Origin of the sequence: Klebsiella sp. K5-45 (genome assembly GCF_030128605.1) — a bacterium.
GTDB classification, from domain to species: domain Bacteria; phylum Pseudomonadota; class Gammaproteobacteria; order Enterobacterales; family Enterobacteriaceae; genus Klebsiella; species Klebsiella quasipneumoniae.
The window spans coordinates 299,242-317,064 of sequence record NZ_JAKUZW010000002.1 but is presented as its reverse complement, the minus strand read 5'-3'; the positions used below and the strand labels follow the sequence as shown (position 1 = coordinate 317,064).

At 58.4% G+C, this 17,823-nt stretch carries 20 protein-coding genes; 13 read left to right on the top strand and 7 right to left on the bottom strand.

All coding sequences use genetic code 11. The features are described 5' to 3' along the window. Positions 1–67: 67 nt before the first annotated feature. Together MKS11_RS05510 and MKS11_RS05505 are read right to left on the bottom strand one after the other, a co-directional pair. Positions 68–313, bottom strand: a complete 246-nt coding sequence (locus MKS11_RS05510; RefSeq protein ID WP_004202643.1) for a YmjA family protein — start codon at positions 311–313, stop codon at positions 68–70. Between the two features lie 190 nt (positions 314–503). Next, positions 504–1,418: an SDR family oxidoreductase gene (locus tag MKS11_RS05505; RefSeq protein WP_004202642.1), complete on the bottom strand. Its 915-nt coding sequence runs from the start codon at positions 1,416–1,418 to the stop codon at positions 504–506. Positions 1,419–2,076: 658 nt separating this feature from the next. Here MKS11_RS05505 and MKS11_RS05500 point away from each other — a divergent pair. From MKS11_RS05500 to MKS11_RS05480, 5 genes are all read left to right on the top strand, one after another. After that, on the top strand, positions 2,077–2,262 hold the full coding sequence (locus MKS11_RS05500; RefSeq protein WP_004143718.1) for a general stress protein: 186 nt from the start codon (positions 2,077–2,079) through the stop codon (positions 2,260–2,262). A 366-nt stretch (positions 2,263–2,628) separates the two neighbouring features. Then, the gene (locus MKS11_RS05495; RefSeq protein ID WP_048335840.1) at positions 2,629–2,844 is read left to right on the top strand and encodes a hypothetical protein; all 216 of its coding nucleotides are present in this window, start codon (positions 2,629–2,631) and stop codon (positions 2,842–2,844) included. Between the two features lie 23 nt (positions 2,845–2,867). Beyond that, on the top strand, positions 2,868–3,374 hold the full coding sequence (locus tag MKS11_RS05490; RefSeq protein ID WP_087771013.1) for a ferritin-like domain-containing protein: 507 nt from the start codon (positions 2,868–2,870) through the stop codon (positions 3,372–3,374). A 16-nt stretch (positions 3,375–3,390) separates the two neighbouring features. After that, positions 3,391–3,564, top strand: coding sequence for a hypothetical protein (locus MKS11_RS05485; RefSeq protein ID WP_165474078.1), 174 nt, complete (start codon positions 3,391–3,393; stop codon positions 3,562–3,564). A 39-nt stretch (positions 3,565–3,603) separates the two neighbouring features. Then, on the top strand, positions 3,604–5,229 hold the full coding sequence (locus tag MKS11_RS05480; RefSeq protein ID WP_087771014.1) for an alpha-amylase family protein: 1,626 nt from the start codon (positions 3,604–3,606) through the stop codon (positions 5,227–5,229). Here the strand turns inward: MKS11_RS05480 and MKS11_RS05475 are convergent. The 3 genes from MKS11_RS05475 to MKS11_RS05465 all read right to left on the bottom strand — a co-directional run bounded on the left by MKS11_RS05475 (position 5,226) and on the right by MKS11_RS05465 (position 7,500). Next, the gene (locus MKS11_RS05475; protein ID WP_087771015.1) at positions 5,226–6,221 is read right to left on the bottom strand and encodes an SDR family oxidoreductase; all 996 of its coding nucleotides are present in this window, start codon (positions 6,219–6,221) and stop codon (positions 5,226–5,228) included. The genes MKS11_RS05480 and MKS11_RS05475 overlap by 4 nt on opposite strands. Before the next feature lie 320 nt (positions 6,222–6,541). Next, the gene (locus MKS11_RS05470; RefSeq protein ID WP_284109437.1) at positions 6,542–6,988 is read right to left on the bottom strand and encodes a DUF421 domain-containing protein; all 447 of its coding nucleotides are present in this window, start codon (positions 6,986–6,988) and stop codon (positions 6,542–6,544) included. Positions 6,989–6,996: 8 nt separating this feature from the next. Further along, a complete protein-coding gene (locus MKS11_RS05465; protein ID WP_004202633.1) occupies positions 6,997–7,500 on the bottom strand; it encodes a hypothetical protein in 504 nt (167 codons plus the stop codon). A gap of 144 nt (positions 7,501–7,644) precedes the next feature. Between MKS11_RS05465 and MKS11_RS05460 the strand changes: the two genes are divergently transcribed. The 4 genes from MKS11_RS05460 to MKS11_RS05445 all read left to right on the top strand — a co-directional run bounded on the left by MKS11_RS05460 (position 7,645) and on the right by MKS11_RS05445 (position 9,740). Next, on the top strand, positions 7,645–8,049 hold the full coding sequence (locus MKS11_RS05460) for a YdeI family stress tolerance OB fold protein (RefSeq protein ID WP_004202632.1): 405 nt from the start codon (positions 7,645–7,647) through the stop codon (positions 8,047–8,049). A gap of 15 nt (positions 8,050–8,064) precedes the next feature. Continuing rightward, positions 8,065–8,211 carry a hypothetical protein gene (locus tag MKS11_RS05455; protein ID WP_017900537.1) on the top strand — a complete coding sequence of 49 codons (147 nt, stop codon included), beginning with the start codon at positions 8,065–8,067 and terminating at the stop codon, positions 8,209–8,211. Positions 8,212–8,325: 114 nt separating this feature from the next. Further along, positions 8,326–8,757 carry an OsmC family protein gene (locus MKS11_RS05450; RefSeq protein WP_004202630.1) on the top strand — a complete coding sequence of 144 codons (432 nt, stop codon included), beginning with the start codon at positions 8,326–8,328 and terminating at the stop codon, positions 8,755–8,757. 113 nt (positions 8,758–8,870) lie between these two features. After that, the gene (locus MKS11_RS05445) at positions 8,871–9,740 is read left to right on the top strand and encodes an oxygenase MpaB family protein (protein ID WP_284109436.1); all 870 of its coding nucleotides are present in this window, start codon (positions 8,871–8,873) and stop codon (positions 9,738–9,740) included. Between the two features lies 1 nt (position 9,741). Here MKS11_RS05445 and MKS11_RS05440 read toward each other — a convergent pair whose 3' ends face one another. After that, a complete protein-coding gene (locus MKS11_RS05440) occupies positions 9,742–10,428 on the bottom strand; it encodes an ABC transporter substrate-binding protein (RefSeq protein ID WP_017900539.1) in 687 nt (228 codons plus the stop codon). A gap of 222 nt (positions 10,429–10,650) precedes the next feature. Here MKS11_RS05440 and MKS11_RS05435 point away from each other — a divergent pair, with 222 nt between their 5' ends. The 4 genes from MKS11_RS05435 to MKS11_RS05420 all read left to right on the top strand — a co-directional run bounded on the left by MKS11_RS05435 (position 10,651) and on the right by MKS11_RS05420 (position 16,402). Then, positions 10,651–11,592, top strand: coding sequence for a cation diffusion facilitator family transporter (locus MKS11_RS05435; protein WP_017900540.1), 942 nt, complete (start codon positions 10,651–10,653; stop codon positions 11,590–11,592). A 242-nt stretch (positions 11,593–11,834) separates the two neighbouring features. Beyond that, entirely contained in the window at positions 11,835–12,752 is a 918-nt protein-coding gene (locus MKS11_RS05430) for a bestrophin family protein (RefSeq protein ID WP_017900541.1), read from the top strand. A 321-nt stretch (positions 12,753–13,073) separates the two neighbouring features. Next, positions 13,074–15,374, top strand: coding sequence for an FdhF/YdeP family oxidoreductase (locus MKS11_RS05425; RefSeq protein WP_087771017.1), 2,301 nt, complete (start codon positions 13,074–13,076; stop codon positions 15,372–15,374). A gap of 146 nt (positions 15,375–15,520) precedes the next feature. Beyond that, a complete protein-coding gene (locus tag MKS11_RS05420; protein WP_023318340.1) occupies positions 15,521–16,402 on the top strand; it encodes a LysR family transcriptional regulator in 882 nt (293 codons plus the stop codon). 8 nt (positions 16,403–16,410) lie between these two features. Here MKS11_RS05420 and MKS11_RS05415 read toward each other — a convergent pair whose 3' ends face one another. Then, entirely contained in the window at positions 16,411–17,817 is a 1,407-nt protein-coding gene (locus tag MKS11_RS05415) for an MFS transporter (protein WP_064183355.1), read from the bottom strand. Positions 17,818–17,823 lie beyond the last annotated feature (6 nt).

The window sequence follows — 17,823 nt, the reverse complement described above, 5'->3', positions numbered from 1 at the left end:
GCAACGGCGCCGCCTTCAGCGGCAGCGCCGGCGGGCGGTTGCCCTGCCGGAAAGCCAAGGATCAACCTTACTCATTGCCCCACTGATTAAGGAAGTTGGCGATATCGTCAATACGGCGTTCGTCAATGGCCGCCTCGCGGGCCATCTCCTGCTGCGCTTCTTCATCGATCTCTTCGTTGTTGGTTAATCGCGCAATCAGCAGCTGAAAATAGCGCGCCAGCGCATCGCGTTCCTCATCCTTAACCGGGGCAGCCGCTTCGGTCTCGTATTCGTCCACGATGTCATAAAATTTCAGGGGAATGTCGTTGCTCATCTGTCGTCCTCAGGATTGGCGTCAGGGCCGGGGTTAGCGCACAGCGGCGGGCGAGTATCATAGCACGCAGCCGGTCGGCTGCAGGAGAGGAAAAATCGCTGCGGCGGCGAGGCGAGAGGGCAGATATCGCTCCCCGGGGGACGGAGGGTAAAACCGGCGCGCGATGCCGCACGCCGGTCTGCCAGGAGGCTTAGACTACCCCGTCTCCACCGTCAGAGCACCACACCTGGCCGGAGGTATATGAGCAGGCATCGGATGCCAGGGTGACGTACAGCGGGGCGATCTCGACCGGCTGCCCCGGGCGCCCCATCGGCGTGTCTTTCCCGAACTGTTTCACTTTCTCGTCCGGCTGACCGCCGCTGGACTGCAGCACCGTCCAGTAAGGGCCGGGGGCTACGGCGTTAACGCGAATGCCGCGTTTTGCCACCTGTTTGGCCAGCGATTTGGTGAAGATCGCCAGGCAGGCTTTGGTCTGGGCGTAATCGAGGAGGATCGGACTGGGTTTATAGGCCTGCACCGAGGTGGTGTTGATGATCGCGCTCCCGGCCTGGAGATGGGGCAGCGCGGCGCGGGTGATCCAGAACGGCGCGTAGACATTGGTCTTAAAGGTGGCGTCAAAGTCTTCAGTGGTCAGCTCCTCAAGGGTCTCACAATATTGCTGACGTCCGGCGTTATTGACCAGGATGCTCAGGCCACCCAGCTGTTGCACCGCGTCGGCCACCAGCGACTGACAGAAGGACTCGGAGCGAATATCCCCCGGCAGGGCCACCGCGGTGCGGCCTTCGGCTTTGATCAGAGCGATGACTTCATCGGCGTCCTCTTGCTCCTCCGGCAGATAGCTTATGGCGACATCGGCCCCTTCGCGGGCAAAGGCGATCGCCACCGCGCGGCCAATGCCGGAGTCGCCGCCGGTAATTAGCGCTTTCTTACCGGCCAGCCGCCCGGTGCCGGTGTAGCTGGTTTCCCCATGGTCCGGTGACGGCTCCATTTCCGCATCCAGACCCGGCGGGTTCTGTTCTTGCTCCGGGAACTCCGGACGTGGAGCCGTCTCTTCTGGCAACATGGAGGTGGGTAGTTTCTTCATGGGCGGTTTTTCATCTTGCATAGTCATCTCCTTCAGACAGAACGGGCCAGCTGTAAGGATAGGTCAGGTTCCCCCATCGCCAGACCCCGGATGACTCACCCAGGGCCAGTGAATGGCCGCTAAAAGACGCATTGTTATTCCTTAACCGACTGATCCCCGGCGTATTTAAGCAAATAGCGCTGCGTTATCATTGCCGGGGTTAAATTAGGATTATTCCATCATGACTTAATGCGGGCTGGCTATTTTATTTGCTGCGCGGCGGAGATTTTTTAAAGGCAGAGAGGGAGACAAAGTGAAAAGGGGAATAATAGGGTAATCCGCTACGCATGGATAATAATGGTATACCTCTTTGGTGTTAATTTTTGGAAGGGTGGCAGCCCGGGATTAGTAGAAACATTTATTCATCAGATTATTTTCATTAGTTTACAAACGTGAACCAATGTCCACAGTACAGTTCACAAGGTACATATAACCCAAAGCGAATAAGGGAGTTGCGTAAAAATTAATTTTTATTGCCGCTTCGCTGTGGTTAATTTATTTTGTCGATGCGCTGGGTGATGGCCAAAATTAATTTGACTCCTGCGGGTATTCCTCTAGTGTTAGATATCGAGGGCGATGATTTGTAACAGGGTCATTTTCCATTTACCAACCGATATTGATCAAACCAAAGGTGAAAATTATGGCAGAGCATAGAGGCGGTTCAGGTAATTTTGCAGAAGATCGTGAAAAAGCATCCGAAGCCGGGCGTAAAGGTGGGCAGCACAGCGGCGGGAACTTCAAAAATGATCCTGAGCGTGCATCCGAAGCCGGTAAAAAGGGTGGTAAGAACAGCCATGGCGGCGGCCGTAAATCCGGCGACAGCTGATGACTGATGACCCGTGACGCCGTTATGACGGCGTCGGGAAAGAAACCTGTGGGCCTGTGGGTCCGCAGGTTTCTGTTTATTTGCAAACGCTTCCCTCAGCTAGTGTCTATTGTCCGCGACGGGAAAAGAGGTGCAGGATAATTCAATTACAGCCATCTTAACAATTAAATACTGATTACCGCAACGGCATTGTGCCGGCGAAGCGCTAAGAGTGAGTAAATAACAGTTCGGAGCAATACGTAACAGTACTGCTTTTTATCGCTGTAAAAAAGTAAGCTATTTTAAGCCTGGTGTCAATCGTCGGACGCCAGGGGCGGGTAGCAACACATTCGCTTGCTAAATATTGTTCAGATCTAAGGTAATAAAATGAAACTGACGCCGTTATTTATTAAGCGCTGTCATCTTGTGGCCGCCGTTATGTGGGTGGGCCTGGCGATACCCTCGTTAATCTGGTGGAAAGACAGCGTCCTGTGGGTCATTCTCATCAGTATTTATGCCAATATTGTTGGACATTTATCCGGATATAGCGCAGCGCGAGCTGACCAGGCGGCGGAAGAGAATGAAGATTCCCCGTCAAAATAAATAATTAACGATCAGAGGTGTATATGACGGATAGTGAAAATTACCACAACTGGCTTCGCGATGCCCATGCCATGGAAAAACAGGCCGAGTCACTGCTTATGGCCACCATCAGACGCCTCGATAATGAACCGCAACTGCGAACCCGCCTTGAACAACATCTTTATGAAACTCGTCGGCAACTGTCTGCTCTGCAGGACCTTATCGCCCGCAACCATATTTCCCGCTCGGCGCTGAAGGATGCGATGAGCCGGGTCGCAGCCCTGGACCAGACTATCGGCATCATGCTACCCGGCGATGAGCTCATTAAACTCATTATCACCGCCTACGTTTTTGCCCATTTTGAGGTCGCCTGCTATACCGCTTTATTAACGGCGGCGAAGCGCGTGGGGGACCATAGCGCGATGCCGACTCTGGAAGGGATCCTTGCCGAAGAGAGAGGGATGGCTGACTGGCTGCTGCATCATCTGCCGGCGCTGACCGGACAATATCTGATGCATAACTCTCTGCCCGGCGTTGAGTCCGGACAATAAGCCGCCGGAGTCAATCATGGTTAAGCGCCACACCATCGCGATCCTCGCCACAGAGAAAGCGGTTCCGCTGAAATTAACCGCCAGGCAGCAGGCGCTGGTGGACGCGGTGGCGAACAGGGTGCCACCTGCAGAGCACGACCCCGTATTGCCAGTCGACAAAACGCGCACGAAAACCAGCAGGGCGCGCTGAGGACGCTGACAGTGGCGGGCAGAACGCAAGGTGATAGTGATGCAACAGGAAGAGTGGTTTCACAGAGCGGTCATCTATCAGGTTGACAGTGCTCTGTTTTACGACGCCAACGGCGATGGGTTTGGCGATCTTGCCGGTATACGCCAAAAGCTGCACTACATTCGTAGCCTGGGGGCGACGGTGCTCTGGCTGACCCCTTTCTATCTCACCCCACTGCAGGATGATGGCTATGATATCAGCGACCATTTGCAGCCCGATCCCCGTTTCGGGACCATCGCCGACGTGATTGAGCTGATTGCCCGCGCCCGGGAGCTGGGGCTGCGGGTGATTGTTGAGCTGGTTATCCAGCACACTTCTGCCCAGCACCCGTGGTTTCAGGCGGCGCGACGCGATCCCCGGTCGCCGTGGCGGCCATACTATCTTTGGGCCGATCGGCCGCCGGAGAACGACGATCCTCCCATGTTTCCCGGCGTCGAGGAGAGCGTCTGGAGCTGGGACGACCAGGCCGGACAATACTATCGCCACATGTTTTATCGCCATGAGCCCGACCTGAATCTCGCTCATCCGCCGGTGATCGCTGAAATTGAAAACATCATCACCTTCTGGCTGCAGGCCGGGGTGTCAGGATTTCGCCTCGATGCGGCGTCACATCTGGTGAAGCAGGCCGGGAAGGGCGACGAGGCGCGGGGCTACCCGCTGTTGACGCATCTCCGGCAGGTCGTGCAGCGCCTCAATCCCGACGCGATACTGTTGGGTGAAGTGGACGTGGAAGTGGAAGATTATCGCCATTATTTCGGCCGCGACGATCGGCTGCAGATGGTGCTCAATTTTTGGCTTAATAAATATCTCTATGTCAGCCTGGCGCAGCAGCGCGCCACCCCGGTAGTGAAGGCGTTGCAGGCAATGGTGGCCCCGCCGGACGGATGCTGCTTCGTCAACTGGCTGCGTAACCATGATGAACTGGATCTTGAGGGGATTGGCGAACGCAACAAACGCCAGGTTATCCGCACCTTTGCCCCTGATAAATCGATGTCGGTTTACCAGCGTGGCGTGCGCCGGCGGCTGGCGCCGATGCTGGATGGCGATACCCGACGCATCGCGCTGGCCCATGCCATCCTGCTCGCGCTGCCTGGCGTGCCGGTGATGCGCTATGGCGACGAGATTGGTATGGGCGACGATCTGCGCTTACCGGAGCGCTACGCGGTCCGAACGCCGATGCAGTGGTCGGGCGCGCCCAACGGCGGCTTTTCCCGGGCGGCGCCGGATGATTTGCCGGTGAAACCGGTGGCCAGTGGACGGTTTCGCTACCAGCGGATCAATGTCGAAGCGGCGTTGCGCCACCCCCGGTCACTACTGCATCGGGTACGCAATATGGTGCTGGTGCGCACGGAATATACTGAACCGGGATCCATCCCTTTTACCCTTATTACGGTGAAGCCAGCCGCGGTGCTGGGCTTGTGCTATCGCAGCGAATCGCGGGAGGTGCTGATGCTGGCGAACTGCAGCCAGCAGGCGGTGGAGGTCCAGCTCCCGCCGCTGGCCGAGGGTTACTGGAGCCCGATCCTGGAAGATAAGTTCTACCAGGACGGGCTATACGGCGGGGAAAAGGCGCGGCTGGCGCTCTCCGGCTATGGTTACCGCTGGTTCAGCCGCAGCCTGCTTTAGCGCCGTCTTCCTGGTCGGCGGAAGAACGCCCGCAGGGCCATCGTCGCCACCGCCACACCGACGCCGGCAGCCACTTTACCCGGAAGATCGGCGCTGATGGTCACCGCTTTACGCCGCGCGCCATCGTTAAAGGGGCCGTGTCCGGGATGATTGCCGCGCACTGGCGTGAACAGGTCGTCCTGATGTTCTGCCGGCTTCGGCTGGCCGGTAAACTGTCCCTCCCACGCTTTTTTCACCATCAGCCGATCGAGCAGACGAGGGAAGAAGATCTGGCCGAGGATCGACTGGATGGTGCTTTTCCCCACCCACAGCTCGTTCACCGGCCGCTGGATCACGCTGTAGATGGCCTCAGCGGCGACCTCCGGCTGATAGACCGGCGGTACCGGCTGCATGGCCTGCTCCATTTTGTTGCGCGCCCAGCCAAACTGAGCAGTGTTCATCCCCGGCAGCTGGACCATGGTCAACTGGATGTGGCTTTTCTCATGCATTAGCTCGGTGCGCACGGCATCGGTGAAGCCGCGGATCGCCGCTTTCGCGCCGCAATAGGCCGACTGCAGGGGGATCGAGCGCCAGGCCAGCGCCGATCCAGCCTGAATAATCACCCCCCGATCCCGGGGCGTCATGACCTTGAGCGCCGCGCGGGTGCCGTTGACATAGCCGAGATAGGTCACCTCCGTCACCCGGCGAAATTCGTCGTCGCTCATCTGCCGAAAGGGCGCCAGCACGGTGGTCATGGCGTTATTGATCCAGACGTCTATGGCGCCGAGGGTGGCTTCCACCTCGGCGGCGGCGCGCTGCACGGCCCCGGCATCGGCGACATCGGCGCTAATCGCCAGCGTTTTGACGCCGAAACGTTCACAAGCCTGCTGCGTCTCCTGCAGACCCGTTTCATCGCGGGCGATCAGCGCCACGTGATACCCTGCGCGGGCGAAACGCAGCGCGGTGGCTTTTCCTGCCCCGGCGGTTCCGCCGGTAATAACCATCACGGACATAGTGACCTCATTAATTGTTTCGCTATCGTAAATTTAAGCTGCACGGATCGAATCATTATTAAGCATAAATAACGACGGTGAGGTGGGAAATATCCTGGAATAAGCGCAGTGTGAATCAGGCGACATATCCTGATGACTCTGGCCTGTTTCTGCATAAGCAGGCGTTAAGGTTCTATAATCTGTAAGATACTTGACAACCCGCGAGGAGGAAAAATGTTGACAGTAAACACGCGTAGCGTTGAAAAAGAAGAGGACGACGCCACCCGCGCCCCGGAATCGGGGGATAAACAACCGGAGCGCGATAAATAGCTAAGCCGGTGTTATTCCTGTTCCGGAATAATGGATATCTGGCCGTTACGTTCGAGAATAGCGAATTTTATCGCTTTCAGTTCATAAATCCCATGGTGCTGCCTGGCCGCCAGCAGGATATCATCGACAGAAATATTGACGAGCTTCATTTTCTCATCGATGACAGCACCATTTTCCACTACGATAACCGGCGTGCCATCCAGAAAATTTTCCGCCTGGGCAAATTTTTTCTTAATATAGCCGCATAAAATATCAATACTGACCAGGGTGACGATAGTCAGCATCGAACCGGTAACGGAATAGTCTGTGCTGAGCATCGGCTGCTGGGTCGCTTCACTGATAATCAGCAGCAGTATCAGGTCAAAATTGGTTAACTGCATCAGGGTTCGTCTGCCGGCAATCTTGAAAATAATCAGCAGGATCAGATAGATTGCTGCGGCTCTGAGGACCATTTCCATCGCGACTCCTACGGATAGACAAACTGTTGCCAGCTGACGGCAGGGCGATCGTTGACTGCCGCCTGCAGGGAAATATTGCCTATCGTTTTGGGGGTAATAGATAACCATACCGATTGCGGCGAGCGGCTGGTTGTCCGCTGATACACCAGATGTAATTTCCCGTCGGCACTGTACATCTTATCCGGCTGCGGGCGGATATCGCCAACCTGGTAGCGGGTTAATAACGTGGCGGCGAAACTGATCGTCGTATCATTTTCCTGCGTGGGTTTGATTTGAATATTCAGTTCGGTTTCACTCATCAGTCTGGCATAACGCTGGTAATCGACGCGTAATTCACCTTCAGGGCTTTCCCGGTGCGCCTCACTGAAATATCCGGAGGACCACAGGCCGCTTAATGCGGTAAGAATGATGAGGCTGAGAACAATTATCCCATAGCGCCTGAAGCGATATTCAAAGCGGAGGGCCTGTTCATTCTCGTCGACGATGTGACAAGGTTGTTGATTCTCAGTCATTATTATTTCCCCGCGTTTCGTTTCGCCATCAGCGTAACGATAAGGACATTCTTATATTAGACGATATCAGAACAATTGACTTTGTAAAAATGGCCAGCCTCAGCCAGGCTTTAATCTGTTCATCAGCAAAAACAAGGAGGCATGATGAAAAAATTAGCCTTGGCCATGGCCTGTTTGTTTGCCGCCGCGGTCGCGCAGGCGGACGATAAAGGCGGTTTTAGCCAGGATGCCGCGCCGCCGCCGCCGCACAAACTCGATGACGGCTATCGCGGCGTCGAGGAGGGGCGGATCATGACCGTTGAGCAGGCGAAAACCATGCACGACGGCGCCACGGTTTCCCTGCGCGGCAATCTGCTCACCCGACAGGGGGATGACCGTTATCAGTTTCGCGATAAAAGCGGCACCATCACCGCCATTATTCCGGTTGCCGCGTTTAATGAACAGCACGTAGAGCCTGACGATCTGGTCAGTATTAACGGCAGCCTTGATCGCAAAATGACGCCGCCGGTAGTACGTATCGATCGCCTGCTCAAACAGTCGCCTAAGTAAGGGGAGCTTACCGGTATGAGCACAACATCCCACCCGCATGACGAGGAGCGCGGGAAGCACCCTGCGCGCGAGGCGCCTGACGAACATGGCGAAGTGCCGCGTAAACGGGACGACAGCGAGGATGACAAAACCGATCCTTACCATCCTCACGATGGCCGTTAGCGTCATCCGCAACGGGAACTTTTTGGGAACGCTGATGCGGCGGGCCGCAGAATAGAAGCAGGTTCAGCATCAGGCACTATACTTTTTGTTCGACATCATCACAGGAGGAGTCATATGGCGATTCATAAGAAAGGGCTGGCGCACTGGGAAGGCGATCTCAAGCATGGCAAAGGCACCGTGTCGACGGAGAGCGGGGCGCTGAGCCAGCAGCCCTACGGCTTTAATACCCGTTTTGAAGGGGTGAAAGGCACCAATCCCGAAGAGCTGATCGGCGCCGCACATGCCGCCTGCTTCTCGATGGCCCTATCGTTGATGCTCAGCGAAGAGGGCTATACCGCGACGTCCATCGACACCACCGCAGTGGTCACCCTTAATAAAACCGACGGTGGGTTTGCAATAACCGACATCGCGTTGCAAAGCCAGATTGTCCTGCCCGGCGTTGCGCCGGCGGCGTTCGATGAGATCATCCAGAAAGCGAAGGCCGGCTGCCCGGTATCACAGGTGCTGAAAGCCAATATCACCCTTGACTACCAGCTAAATCCATAAGCTGTTGTGCCCGCACTCTGCGGGCACCGTTCCCGCGATCTCTCTCCCTGTCACTGCCTCCGCTGCGCAATAGTGGTATCTTTGGTCCTTTGGTAAACGTAAGGGACTCCAGCATGATCGGCATTCGCGGAATGATCGAGGCGCAGGTGCTCGGCCTGACCGGCATGGCGCTAAAAGAGATTGATTTTGAACAGCCCAAAGGGGAGCCGGGGCTTTTTGGTCCGCAATCAGCCATCTGGCAGGTGCATGGCGATTTTACCTCAATGCTGTGCGGCGGCATTAGCGCGCTGTTGCTGCAGATGCTGCACCCCCTGGCGCTGGCCAGCGTCTGGGACCACTCCCGTTTCCGCGAGGATATCTTTGGCCGCCTGCGTCGCACCAGTCAGTTTATCTCCGCTACCACCTTCGCCGCCACCCCCGACGCCGAGCGGTTGATCGCCAAAGTGCAGGGGATCCATCAGCGGATCGCCGGGGTGGACAAGGACGGCACGCCGTATCAGGCAAGCGACCCGGCGCTGTTGACCTGGGTGCATGTCGCTGAGTGCAGCCGCTTTATGGCCTCCCACCTGCGCTACAAGCGGACGGTGGTCAGCGTCCAGCGCCAGGAGGACTATTTTCGCGAGTCGGCGGAGATCGCTCGTCGGCTGGGAGCCAAAGATATTCCCCAGACGCCGAATGAGGTCGCGGACTATCTTGAGGCGATGCGGCCGCAGCTGCGCTGTGACGAACGTACCCGGGAGGTAGCCGAGGTGCTGCTCACCACCCGTCTGCCGGGTCGCCTGAGTCAGCCGGTTGGCCAGGTGATGATGCGGGCCGGGATCGATCTTCTGCCGCCATGGGCGCAGGAGATGCTGGGACTGTCGCTGACGCCGCTGCAGCGGCGCACGACGCGTCTGATGGTACTGGCCATCGCCCGCGTGCTGCGCGCCTCGGTACGTAACGGCGCCTGGCATTGCGCCATGCGCCGGATGGCGGAGGCGTGATTCAGCCCGCCTTGCCCAGGTGCCGGGCAATCAGCGCCTCCAGGCTACCGTCCGCCCGCCATTCGTCCAACGCGTCATTCACCGCGCTAAAGCGGACCACATCATCCCGGGCGACGCAGATGGCCTGCTGGATCTCGGTAAAATTATCCGCTAAGACCCGCACCCCCGGATGGCGGCGCGCTGTCGCCTCCAGCGGCTGACGGATGCCAGCGACCATATCCCCTTCACCGGCGAGGAAGGCGTCGATGGCCTCCTGCGAGGAGGGGAGACGATTCAGGCTGGCGTGCTGCAGATGGCGGGTGAGCCACAGATCGTAGGCGGCGTTTTGCCCGACGTTAATCGTGGTTGCCGGGCGATCCATATCGGCCACGCTCTGGCAGGGCGAACCGGCTCTCACCAGCGCGGTCCCCTGAATGGTGATATAGGGAGAAGTAAAGCGCAGGGTCGCCTCCCTCGCCGGGTCGATGGCCAGAAAGGCGATATCCCAGCGTTCGCCGCCGGCGTCGGCCACCACTTTACCGGCGGCAGGATAGGTGACGAACTCGGCGACGACGCCCCAGCGCTGCGCCAGTCGATGGCTGAGCTCGGGGGTAATGCCTGTCGGCTCGCCGTTTTCTCCAGGATGGGCCAGTACCGCATTGCCCAGATTAATGGCAAAACGCAGCCGGGATGGTGTGATTGCTGACATCGCTGACTCCTGTGGTGGCTAAGAGAAGGTGGCCCGACCTGTTGGTCGCCAGTGAAAAGATAGTCCATCCGCGCGCGGTTGTACCTCCGGGGCCACACTTTCAGAATACAGTAATTAACGACCGCAGCGATTTCGTTAAACAGCAAGGCAATGGCTTTTATATTGTTAAGCATAAACTCAGCTTGTCAGTTTATTCTTCCCGCTCACTGAGGGAGAGAAATAATGGCACAACATAATTTTGAAAATGATAATAAATATCATCAGCGTTCTGAGCAGGCGCGAAGGAGTACCCTGGTTAGCGTGGTGGTCAATATTTTTCTCTCCGCGTTGCAGATTGCGGTGGGAATATATTCTGGTTCCCAGGGGTTAATTGCCGATGGCATGCACTCTTTTTCCGATCTGCTCGCCGATGGCGTCGTGCTGGTGGCGAATAAAAAGAGTCGCCGACCGTCTGACCACGATCACCATTATGGCCACTGGCGTTATGAGAACGGCGCCTCTCTGGTCCTCGGCGCGATCCTGGTGCTGGTCGGGGTCGGTATGCTGTGGTCTGCCGCGGGTCATCTCGCGCAACCGCAGACGATTCCGCCGGTGCACAGCGTGGCGCTGTGGATGGCGCTGACGGCGCTGGTGGTCAAAGAGGGGCTGTTTCGCTATATGCTGGCGGCCGCCAGGCGGCTGAACTCCTCGCTGCTCATCGCCAACGCCTGGCATGCCCGCTCAGACGCCGCGTCATCCCTGGTGGTGGCGCTGGGGATTATCGGTAATCTGGCCGGGTTCGCCTGGTTCGACCCGCTCGCCGCGCTGGCGGTAGGGCTGGTGATTACGCGGATGGGCTATCGTTTCGCCGCCACCGCGCTGCACGATTTAATGGACCGCGCTGTCGATGAAGAGACGCAGCGGGCAATCGCCGGCACGCTGCGGGCCACGCCGGGCGTGGCGGGTCTGCACGATTTGAAAACCCGTAAGGCGGGGGATCTGGTGCTGGTGGATGTCCATCTCGAGGTAGCCGGAGAGCTGTCGGTCGCTGAAGGGCATCAGATTGCCCGGCAGGCGCGGGAGCGGGTCATGGCGCAGCATCCGGTGCTTAATGTGATGGTGCATCTGGATCCCTGCGCGGCGGTTGCCAGTTCGCCGGAGGAGGCAAACTGCCTGACGTCATAAGCAGAAATAGACTGGCTCAGCGGTTATTTTATCCCTGAGCCATTATTCCTCGCGCCTTCCGCCCGCGCATTGATTGCCTGAACGATAAATAAGGCTCATACTGAGCCGGCCATTACCATCGCTAAATAATGGCGCAGATCTGCCCGTTGCAGTTAACGATAAAATAAACCAATCGGTTCATAGATAATCTCTATTCTTTATTTCGAGATAATGACCAGAGCGGTAATTCAGGAAGTCAGACAATGATCATTCGGCCAGAACAACACTGGTTTCTTCGCCTATTTGACTGGCACGGCTCCGTGCTGTCAAAAATCATCTTTCGTCTGCTGCTTAATGTGCTGATGTCCATCATCGCCATTATCAGCTATCAATGGTACGCGCAGCTGGGGATCCACTTAACGGTGGCGCCGTTCAGTCTGCTGGGCATCGCGATAGCGATTTTCCTCGGCTTTCGCAACAGCGCCAGCTATAGCCGCTTCGTCGAGGCGCGCAATCTGTGGGGGACGGTGCTTATCGCCGAACGTACCCTGGTGCGCCAGCTGCGCAATATCCTGCCGGCGGAACACGACGCCCATCAGCGCATCGTCAGCTATCTCGTGGCCTTCAGCTGGAGCCTGAAGCACCAGCTGCGCAAAACCGATCCGACGGCTGACCTGCAGCGGCTGCTGCCCGAGGAGAGGGTGACGGAGATCCTCGCCAGTTCGATGCCCACCAACCGGATCCTGCTGCTGGCCGGTAACGAAATTGGCCAGCTGCGCGAGGCGGGCAAGCTGAGCGACATCACCTACGGGCTGATGGACAATAAGCTCGATGAGCTGGCGCACGTGCTGGGCGGCTGCGAAAGGCTGGCCACCACCCCGGTGCCGTTCGCCTATACCCTGATCCTACAGCGCACCGTGTACCTGTTCTGCACGCTGCTGCCGTTCGCCCTGGTCGGGGATCTGCACTACATGACGCCGTTTGTCTCGGTCTTTATCTCCTACACCTTTTTATCCTGGGATTCGCTGGCGGAAGAGCTGGAGGATCCTTTCGGCACCGCCGCCAACGACCTGCCGCTGAACGCGATGTGCAACACCATTGAGCGCAATCTGCTCGACATGACCGGTCAACATCCGCTGCCGGAGACGCTGCGTCCGGACCGTTACTTCAACCTGACCTGAACCCCTGCGCGCCGGGCAGTTTCCGCTGCCCGGTCATCACTTTCCCGTCCCCGCGTGACCCGCCGCGCAGAGGGCGGCGATAAAAGCAAAATTTGCAAATAAGTTAAATTTAACACCCGATAGATAACATCAATTATACAGATTTGTGGCGTATGTTATTATTCGGTTAACAAACGCAGTACCTACGCTTTCCCATCGTACTATCCTTGAGAAACAGCATTCTTATCAGGTGACGCCGCGCACACCACGCCTCGTCGCCGGAGTCGTCGCACGCTTTTTTTCGGCCGGCGGCGGCCAGAACAGAGCAGCAGGAGTAAAAAGATGACCAATAAAAGACGCGCGGTTCCCGGTGTTCACCCCTATGACGGTCCGGCAGGCGGATGGGGCGCGCTGAAGGCCACGGCCATTGCCGTGCGTACCCAGATGGATGCCTTCGAGGCGCCCGCCACGCTGCTGCGAACTAACCAGCCGGATGGGTTTGACTGCCCGGGCTGCGCCTGGCCGGATAAAGAGCATAAATCCACTTTTCAGTTTTGCGAAAATGGCGCCAAAGCCGTTACCTGGGAGGCGACCACCAAACGGGTGACGCCAGCGTTCCTCGCGGCTAACACCGTGACCTCCCTGCTGGCGAAAAGCGATTTTGAACTGGAGGGCTATGGCCGCTTAACCCATCCTTTGGTCTACGACCGCGCCAGCGATACCCTGCGACCGGTGGCGTGGGAGGCGGCCTTCGCCCGTATCGGCGAGATCCTTCGCGGCCTGCAGCCAGATGAAGTTGAATTCTACACCTCCGGACGGGCCTCCAATGAAGCGGCGTGGCTGTTTCAGCTGTTTGCCCGCGAGTACGGCACCAATAACTTTCCCGACTGCTCTAACATGTGCCATGAATCCACCAGCGTGGGCCTGCCGCAGTCGATCGGCATTGGCAAAGGCACCGTCTCCCTCGACGATTTTGACCAGACCGAGCTGGTGATCTCCATCGGCCATAATCCGGGCACCAACCATCCGCGGATGATGGGCACTCTGCATGAGCTTTCCCGCCGGGGTGTGCCGATTATCGTTTTTAACCCATTGCGTGAGCGGGCGCTGGAGCGTTTTGCCGACCCGCAGAACGTGATGGAGATGGCGACATATCGCTCGACGCCGATCGCGTCGACCTACTACCAGGTACGGGCCGGCGGCGACGCGGCGGCGCTGAAAGGGATCGCCAAAGCGCTGCTGCAGCTGGAGGAGGAGCAGGGCCAGGTGCTCGACCACGCGTTTATTGCGCAACATACCCAGGGGTTCGCCGCCTTCGCCGAGGATCTGCACGCCACCCGCTGGCAGGATATTGAGCAGGAGTCCGGTCTGACGCGCGAGTCGCTAACCCAGGTCGCCGTGGCCTACGCCAAATCCACGGCCACCATCGTCACCTACGGCATGGGCATCACCCAGCATAATAAAGGCACCTCCAACGTCCGGCTGATTGCCGACCTGCTGCTGATGCGCGGCAATATCGGCAAGCCAGGAGCCGGGATCTGCCCATTACGCGGCCATTCAAACGTGCAGGGAAACCGCACCGTCGGGATCAGCGAAAAACCCACTGCGGCCTTCCTCGACAGCCTGCAGCGGGTGATGGGGATCGTGCCGCCGCGGCATCATGGTCACGATGCGGTGAAGGCGCTGGAGGCCATGATCGCTGGCGACGCCAAAGCCCTGATCTGCCTCGGGGGCAACTTCGCCGTGGCGATGCCGGATCACGAACGCGCTTTCCCGGCGATGCGCAACCTTGAGCTCAGCGTTCACGTCGGCACCAAGCTCAACCGCTCGCACCTGCTGACGGCGAAAGAGGCCTTTATTCTGCCGTGTCTGGGCCGCACCGAGCTTGACCTGCAGGCCAGCGGCCGACAGTCGATCACCGTCGAGGATTCGATGTCGATGGTACATGCCTCCTCAGGCAAGCTTAAGCCCGCCTCGCCGACGCTGCGCTCGGAGCCGGCGATTGTCGCCGGTCTGGCGAAGGCCACACTGCCGGCCAGCAAAGTCGACTGGCTGTATCTGGTGGAAGATTACGACCGCATTCGCGATCTGATCGAACAGACCATTCCGGGGTTCGAGGATTACAACCAGCGCATTCGTCACCCAGGGGGCTTTCGCATGCCGCTGCCGCCGACCGAGCGCATCTGGCCTACCGCCACCGGCAAAGCCATGTTCTCGGTTTTCAAAGGCGTGCATGAGAACGTGGTGGTGGAGGGCGAGGATGTGATGCGCTTAGTGACCCTGCGCAGCCACGACCAGTACAACACCACCATCTACGCTATGGATGACCGTTACCGCGGCGTTTTTGGCCGTCGCGACGTGCTGTTTATGAACGAGCAGGATATGGCCGCCCAGGGCCTGGAGCATGGCGATCGGGTGGATATCCACACCGCGCTGCCGGGCAGCGCATTGACGCTCAGAGATATCACCGTGGTGGCCTACGGCATCGCGCCCGGCACCGTCGGCGCCTATTATCCGGAAGCCAACGTGCTGGTGCCCTTGAACTATCTGGATGAAGAGAGCGGTACGCCCTCCTATAAGTCAGTTCCTGTCCGCCTGACGCTGCGCTCGAAAGAGATCCGCCCGCTGGCTGGCGTGCGTTAAAGAAGCAGGGCGTTGGGCGGCGTTGCGCCGTCCTGCGCCCCGTCGCCCCTCCTGTCCTCGCTTGAATTTATCGGTGATGAAACTAACATTCTGGTAACCTGTGCGCGGCCCCGGGGGTGAACGGCGGGGTTCAAACGGGAAAGAGAATGGATATTAAGCAACTCAAGTATTTGATCGCGCTCGATCAGACGCGCCATTTTGGCCAGGCGGCGGCAGCCTGCCATATTACCCAGCCGACCCTCTCCATGCGCATTCGTAATCTGGAAGAGGAGCTGAACCTGACCCTTATCCAGCGCGGGCAGCGCTTTGAAGGTTTTACCCCGGAGGGGGAGCGGATTCTCGCCTGGGCGCGAGCGGTGCTTGCCGCCCATGACGGCCTGGCGGCGGAGGCGGCCATCTGTCGCGGGCAGATGGTCGGCCAGCTGCGGGTTGGTATGGTGCCACTGGCGAGCCTCAACCCGATGCAGCTGATTAAACCCCTCGCGGAGAAGTACCCGGCGCTGCAGTTCAGCCTGCTGTCAATGACCTCGGAGCAGATTATCGATGGCGTTAGCCGCAACCAGCTGGACCTGGGGATCTGTTACCTGCAGCATCTGGATGAACGCCTGTTTAAGATCGCCCGGCTGCCGCAAACCCGGATGGGACTGCTGCACGATAAACGCCATTTCGACTTCAGCGCCGGGACGCCGGGCTGGGATACGCTGGCGGCGCTGCCCCTTGGCTTTCTGACCAAGGGAATGTACTACCGGGAATCCATTGAAATCAGCTTTAAGGCCAAAGGGCTAACCCCGACGTCTGTCTTTGAAAGCGATTCAACGTTTCAGATTATCCAGGCGGTGCAGGCGGGGATCTGCTGCGCCATTATGCCGCTTAACAACGGCCTCGAAGCGCTGAGCGATAATCTTGAGATCCTGCCCATCGCCGAAAGCCAGGTCGATTCGCAGCTGGCGCTGATTATGCGCCAGCAGGAGCCGGTCTCGTCCCTGGCGGAAAAATGCTTCGCCGAGGCGCAGGGGATTTTTGGCTGAGGCCAGCCTCAGATATTCTCCAGTCGAATGCCCCGGGTTCTCGGGCCGAAGATCCCCACCGACAGCATCACCATCAGCATACTGACGACGATAAAGCTAATCACCCCCGGCGTGCCGGCATATTGCAGAATAATGCCGATCAGGATGCTGGTCACCGCGGTCGAGAGACGACTGAACGAGTAGCAGAAGCCGACGGCGCGGGCGCGAATATGGGTCGGGAAGACCTCGGCCTGGTAGGCGTGGTAGCTGATGGTCAGCCAGGCGTTGGACCAGGTGATCATAAACCCGCAGATCACCAGCAGGATAGGATTGTTTTGCAGCGCAAACAGGGTGCCGAAGATGACGGTCATCAGCGCGGAGAGAACGATCTGCCACTTGTTCTCAAAGCGATGCACGAATCGGGTGCAGAACAGGCAGCCCAGCGGATAGGCGAGGGTGATAAAGAAGGCGTACAGCAGACTGTGGGTGATACTGGCCCCCTGACCGGAAAGCAGCGCCGGCAGCCAGTTGCCAAAGCCGAAGAAACCGATCGCCTGGAAGAAATTCATCACCATCAGCATCAGGGTTCGCCGCCGATACTGCGGCGCCCAGATTTCGCGGAAGGTGCCGCGTTTGACGACGCTCTGTGCCGCCTGCGCATGCTTCGGCGACGGCGTCAGGCCGCAGCGGGCTTCCATGGCGCACATCACCGCATGCGCCTCATCATGCCGCCCTTTGCTTTCCAGCCAGCGGGCTGACTCCGGCAGCTTTTTGCGGATAAACCAGATCGCCAGCGAGAACAGCGCACCGAAGATGATCACCCAGCGCCAGCCGCTGAGGCCGAAGAGGGTGGTTGGCACCAATATCCAGGACATCAGCGCTACCGCCGGAACCGACAAGAACTGAATAAAGAAGGCAAAGGCGAAGGCTTTATTGCGCAGGTGGGTAGGTACCCATTCGCTGAGGTAGGTGTCAATGGTCACCAGCTCAATGCCGAGGCCGATTCCCACCAGAAAGCGGAAGAAGATCACCCCTTCCGCACTGCTCTGGGTCGCCATCAGCAGCGAGAAAAAGCCGTACCAGGCGAGCGCCACCATAAAGGTCAGGCGGCGCCCCAGCTTGTCCGCCAGCGGCGCCAGCAGACTCGCGCCGATAAACAGCCCCATAAAGGTGGCGGAGGCAAAGGCCGCCTGATCGGCGATGCCAAAGATCCCCGCCGCGCCGGTGTGGAAAATACCCTCCGCCAGCAGGCCCGCGCTGATGTACCCGGTCTGGAACAAATCGTAGAGCTCAAAGAAGCCGCCGAGGGAGAGTAGGGTGATAAACGACCATAACCCGAAGGAGGCGGGCAGCGCGTCAATGCGTCCGGTTAAGCTGGCGTGCGGTTGTCCTGGCGAAGCATAGGGCGATTCGCCGAGAACCTGGGTGGTAGACATGGTGTT

What these genes read in the sequence shown, in the direction of transcription:
- MKS11_RS05480 (WP_087771014.1), top strand. Translation starts at nt 3,604, where the DNA reads ATGCAACAGGAAGAGTGGTTTCACAGAGCGGTCATCTATCAGGTTGAC.
- MKS11_RS05415 (WP_064183355.1), bottom strand. Translation starts at nt 17,817, where the DNA reads ATGTCTACCACCCAGGTTCTCGGCGAATCGCCCTATGCTTCGCCAGGA.
- MKS11_RS05475 (WP_087771015.1), bottom strand. Translation starts at nt 6,221, where the DNA reads ATGTCCGTGATGGTTATTACCGGCGGAACCGCCGGGGCAGGAAAAGCC.
- MKS11_RS05490 (WP_087771013.1), top strand. Translation starts at nt 2,868, where the DNA reads ATGACGGATAGTGAAAATTACCACAACTGGCTTCGCGATGCCCATGCC.
- MKS11_RS05430 (WP_017900541.1), top strand. Translation starts at nt 11,835, where the DNA reads ATGATCATTCGGCCAGAACAACACTGGTTTCTTCGCCTATTTGACTGG.
- MKS11_RS05485 (WP_165474078.1), top strand. Translation starts at nt 3,391, where the DNA reads ATGGTTAAGCGCCACACCATCGCGATCCTCGCCACAGAGAAAGCGGTT.
- MKS11_RS05510 (WP_004202643.1), bottom strand. Translation starts at nt 313, where the DNA reads ATGAGCAACGACATTCCCCTGAAATTTTATGACATCGTGGACGAATAC.
- MKS11_RS05425 (WP_087771017.1), top strand. Translation starts at nt 13,074, where the DNA reads ATGACCAATAAAAGACGCGCGGTTCCCGGTGTTCACCCCTATGACGGT.
- MKS11_RS05435 (WP_017900540.1), top strand. Translation starts at nt 10,651, where the DNA reads ATGGCACAACATAATTTTGAAAATGATAATAAATATCATCAGCGTTCT.
- MKS11_RS05505 (WP_004202642.1), bottom strand. Translation starts at nt 1,418, where the DNA reads ATGCAAGATGAAAAACCGCCCATGAAGAAACTACCCACCTCCATGTTG.
- MKS11_RS05470 (WP_284109437.1), bottom strand. Translation starts at nt 6,988, where the DNA reads ATGGAAATGGTCCTCAGAGCCGCAGCAATCTATCTGATCCTGCTGATT.
- MKS11_RS05500 (WP_004143718.1), top strand. Translation starts at nt 2,077, where the DNA reads ATGGCAGAGCATAGAGGCGGTTCAGGTAATTTTGCAGAAGATCGTGAA.
- MKS11_RS05440 (WP_017900539.1), bottom strand. Translation starts at nt 10,428, where the DNA reads ATGTCAGCAATCACACCATCCCGGCTGCGTTTTGCCATTAATCTGGGC.
- MKS11_RS05465 (WP_004202633.1), bottom strand. Translation starts at nt 7,500, where the DNA reads ATGACTGAGAATCAACAACCTTGTCACATCGTCGACGAGAATGAACAG.
- MKS11_RS05460 (WP_004202632.1), top strand. Translation starts at nt 7,645, where the DNA reads ATGAAAAAATTAGCCTTGGCCATGGCCTGTTTGTTTGCCGCCGCGGTC.
- MKS11_RS05455 (WP_017900537.1), top strand. Translation starts at nt 8,065, where the DNA reads ATGAGCACAACATCCCACCCGCATGACGAGGAGCGCGGGAAGCACCCT.
- MKS11_RS05420 (WP_023318340.1), top strand. Translation starts at nt 15,521, where the DNA reads ATGGATATTAAGCAACTCAAGTATTTGATCGCGCTCGATCAGACGCGC.
- MKS11_RS05445 (WP_284109436.1), top strand. Translation starts at nt 8,871, where the DNA reads ATGATCGGCATTCGCGGAATGATCGAGGCGCAGGTGCTCGGCCTGACC.
- MKS11_RS05450 (WP_004202630.1), top strand. Translation starts at nt 8,326, where the DNA reads ATGGCGATTCATAAGAAAGGGCTGGCGCACTGGGAAGGCGATCTCAAG.
- MKS11_RS05495 (WP_048335840.1), top strand. Translation starts at nt 2,629, where the DNA reads ATGAAACTGACGCCGTTATTTATTAAGCGCTGTCATCTTGTGGCCGCC.